The organism is Pseudoalteromonas sp. TAB23 (genome assembly GCF_000498075.1).
Taxonomy (GTDB): Bacteria; Pseudomonadota; Gammaproteobacteria; order Enterobacterales; family Alteromonadaceae; genus Pseudoalteromonas; species Pseudoalteromonas arctica.
Map to the genome: position 1 here is coordinate 1 of NZ_AUTP01000182.1, position 2,742 is coordinate 2,742.

At 38.2% G+C, this 2,742-nt stretch carries 4 protein-coding genes; 3 read left to right on the forward strand and 1 reads right to left on the reverse strand.

Going from position 1 to position 2,742, the window contains the following annotated elements; all coding sequences use genetic code 11:
* Window positions 1–580, reverse strand: a 580-nt coding sequence (locus tag L654_RS01000000125800) for a LysR substrate-binding domain-containing protein (protein WP_263640627.1), incomplete at its 3' end; no start/stop codon positions are given.
* Window positions 581–794: 214 nt separating this feature from the next.
* Here L654_RS01000000125800 and L654_RS0108860 point away from each other — a divergent pair.
* The 3 genes from L654_RS0108860 (at window position 795) to L654_RS0108875 (ending at window position 2,529) form a co-directional block, all read left to right on the forward strand.
* Entirely contained in the window at window positions 795–1,418 is a 624-nt protein-coding gene (locus L654_RS0108860) for a glutathione S-transferase (protein WP_024607824.1), read from the forward strand.
* A gap of 533 nt (window positions 1,419–1,951) precedes the next feature.
* A complete protein-coding gene (locus L654_RS0108870) occupies window positions 1,952–2,122 on the forward strand; it encodes a hypothetical protein (protein ID WP_007375222.1) in 171 nt (56 codons plus the stop codon).
* Window positions 2,122–2,529 carry a type II toxin-antitoxin system death-on-curing family toxin gene (locus L654_RS0108875; RefSeq protein WP_024607825.1) on the forward strand — a complete coding sequence of 136 codons (408 nt, stop codon included), beginning with the start codon at window positions 2,122–2,124 and terminating at the stop codon, window positions 2,527–2,529. Before L654_RS0108870 ends, L654_RS0108875 begins: the two co-directional genes overlap by 1 nt.
* Window positions 2,530–2,742 lie beyond the last annotated feature (213 nt).

A 2,742-nucleotide genomic window follows, 5' to 3' on the forward strand; every position in this document is an offset into this window, starting at 1 on the left:
CCTCTTTTACAGCTTGCGGATTATTAACCGAAACACGCGAGTTTACGCTTGCCGTTAATGCCTCACCACTAGGTGAAACTAGAGGCCAATGGCGACCTATTTTAAAGTTGCTATCAATCACCGTAGCGTGTTGTTCAAGCTCGCCAACACTTATAGGTGCACCAAACCGCTGAATATAATCTGCTGATGCACATAAAATTAAAGGGTAACTGGTAATTTGCCTCGCAATTAAATTAGAGTCAGACACACTGCCAATTCTTATTGCTAAATCAACCCCCTCTTCTAGCAAATCAATTGTTTTGTCTGAAAGCACTAAATCAATACTTAAATCGGGATAGCGGCTCAGTAACTCAGGCATTAACGGCGCAAGGTTTGATTCACCAAACGACACCGGCGCACTCACCCTAAGCTTGCCGCTAGCAAGCGCTGTTTGACCCGATAAGTTATCGAGCATTTCGCTGTAGCTTTCAATTACAGGCACTACGCTTGCGTAATAACTTTGCCCCGCCTCGGTAATCGAAATTCTGCGCGTGGAGCGGTTAAATAATCTAACCCCTAAGTCTTGCTCTACAATGCCCACGTACTTACTGACCAGTGCCTTTGAAAGCCCTAGTCTATCGCCTGCGGCTGNGTTTCAACAACCGCTATGATTGTTTTAATGCCAATAATAGTATCCATGATTGTCAATATAGCATTGACATTTATTCCTTACTAGCTCGGTTTTTCAAAACTGATAATAGTGAAAGAATAGCGTTATTAAAAATCACTATTCAAAATTAAAAACAGGACAACCCATGAGCAACCTAACGCTATACCGTTTTACTTTATCTGGTCATTCACATCGTGCAGAGCTATTTACATCGCTTTTAAATCTTGATGTAAATATGGTTGATGTTGCACTGCAAAACGGCGCACAAAAACAAGCTGACTTTCTAAAAATGAATATTTTTGGGCAAGTCCCGGTACTTAAACATAACGATGACATTATTAACGATTCAAACGCTATTTTAATGTACTTAGCACAAAAGTTTGATGCTAATAGAACCTGGTACCCTGAAGATGTAACTGTTCAAGCACACATTCAGCGCTGGTTGAGCGTTGCTGCAGGGCTTGTGGCTTCAGGTCCGTGTTCGGCGCGTTTGGTTACGGTATTTGGCGCAGAGCTTGATCATCAAAACGCGATAAACATTGCCCATACATTATTTAAAACAATGGATGCATACTTACAAAATCGCGAGTACTTAGTAGGCACTCAGCCAACTATTGCCGACATTGCCAACTTTTCGTACATAGCACACGCACCAGAGGGCGGCGTATCGCTTGAGCAATATCCCAATATTTTAAGATGGCTAAACAACGTTCGTAAACTTGATGGTTTTATAGCAATGCCTGAAACAAAAGCGGGTTTACTCGCTTAGTTTTAAGTTTTTAATACTGTTTTATAAGAGGCTACGTAGCCTCTTTTTTTGTGCTTGATTAAGTGAAATCTGAAATTTAGTGTAAGTGAATAGGCCGATATTTTGACTGGCAGACAACTATTAATTCAATTAGTTGATACAAATCTATGCGAATAATACTGTGAGAAATTTCATGTGAAAATAAGGGGAATTCTTTCTGACAGAGCAGTTAGAAGATATCTAAAATTTGGCGGTAGGAATAAATATGGGGGAGCACTCAGACCTTCGCGAAATGTATGGCGGTATCACAATGCCCGAAACAAAAGTAGGTTTACTTGCCCAGTGATAAAAGCTTGCTACTGTTTTAAAAGAAGTCATCGTGCTTTTTTATAAGTTTCAAATGTACTATTTACATGTTTAAAAACTTAGAGATTATTTCATAAGCTCATTTTTTAATTAATTTTCGCTGTTAGTGTTATTCTACAACCTCGCCATGTTCTCTTTCATGATATAGATGTATACTCAACTTAATACGTTATCAAAAGGTGATTGTGATGAATAAAAAAGTAGAAGCTTACGGCGTTTCAGCAGTTGCTAGACCTAAGATTAAAGCAACTAAAATTTTAGATTTATCTGGGGAATCAGGTAAGCAAATTGTAAAATCTGAAGCTAAACTAGCGATAAGAACGCACAGAAAAACATTTACTAAATTGGCTCATATGTAATGGAAATAATTTGCTTTCCATTTGAAAGGGTTATTGAAATTAATGCTTTTATTTTAGAAAGTGAACCCGGTATGAAAGGTTCTGTCGACATTCCTAAATTACAGGGTGCTTTAGGGCGAATAGATAATGCAATTATCTATGATGGATTGGATGATGTATTTGAAATAGCAGCTAAATATACAGCAAGTATAGCTATAGCTCATGCATTACCTGACGCAAATAAACGAACAGGGCTAGTTGTTGGTCTAGAGTATTTGTCATTAAATGAATACGAATTAATTAGCGATAACGATTTAATAGCTGATGCTGTAAAAGATTTAGTTATCGGCGAAATTAGTGAAAATGATTTTGCTGATGTATTGTATGCACAGTATTTTCAAGAAAACCCTACCAATAAAAATACATAATCGGATAGCTAAATAGGCATTAACTAAAACAGTATTAATTCCATTTTGGGCTTCGCGAATTTTTACACCTCAAGTGCGATTTTAACCTACAGCTCTAAATCAAGCTCATCAACGCCTTTAGCAGGTACGGCGCAGCAAATTAGCGCCTGCCCCAGCTCTACCGGGTAATTTACGTTATTGCGATACACCACAGCGCCTGCGTTTATTTTTACG

Bases quoted from the DNA above. Each gene is read 5' to 3' on its own strand.
- L654_RS0108860 (WP_024607824.1), top strand. From the start codon at position 795: ATGAGCAACCTAACGCTATACCGTTTTACTTTATCTGGTCATTCACAT.
- L654_RS0108870 (WP_007375222.1), top strand. From the start codon at position 1,952: ATGAATAAAAAAGTAGAAGCTTACGGCGTTTCAGCAGTTGCTAGACCT.
- L654_RS0108875 (WP_024607825.1), top strand. From the start codon at position 2,122: ATGGAAATAATTTGCTTTCCATTTGAAAGGGTTATTGAAATTAATGCT.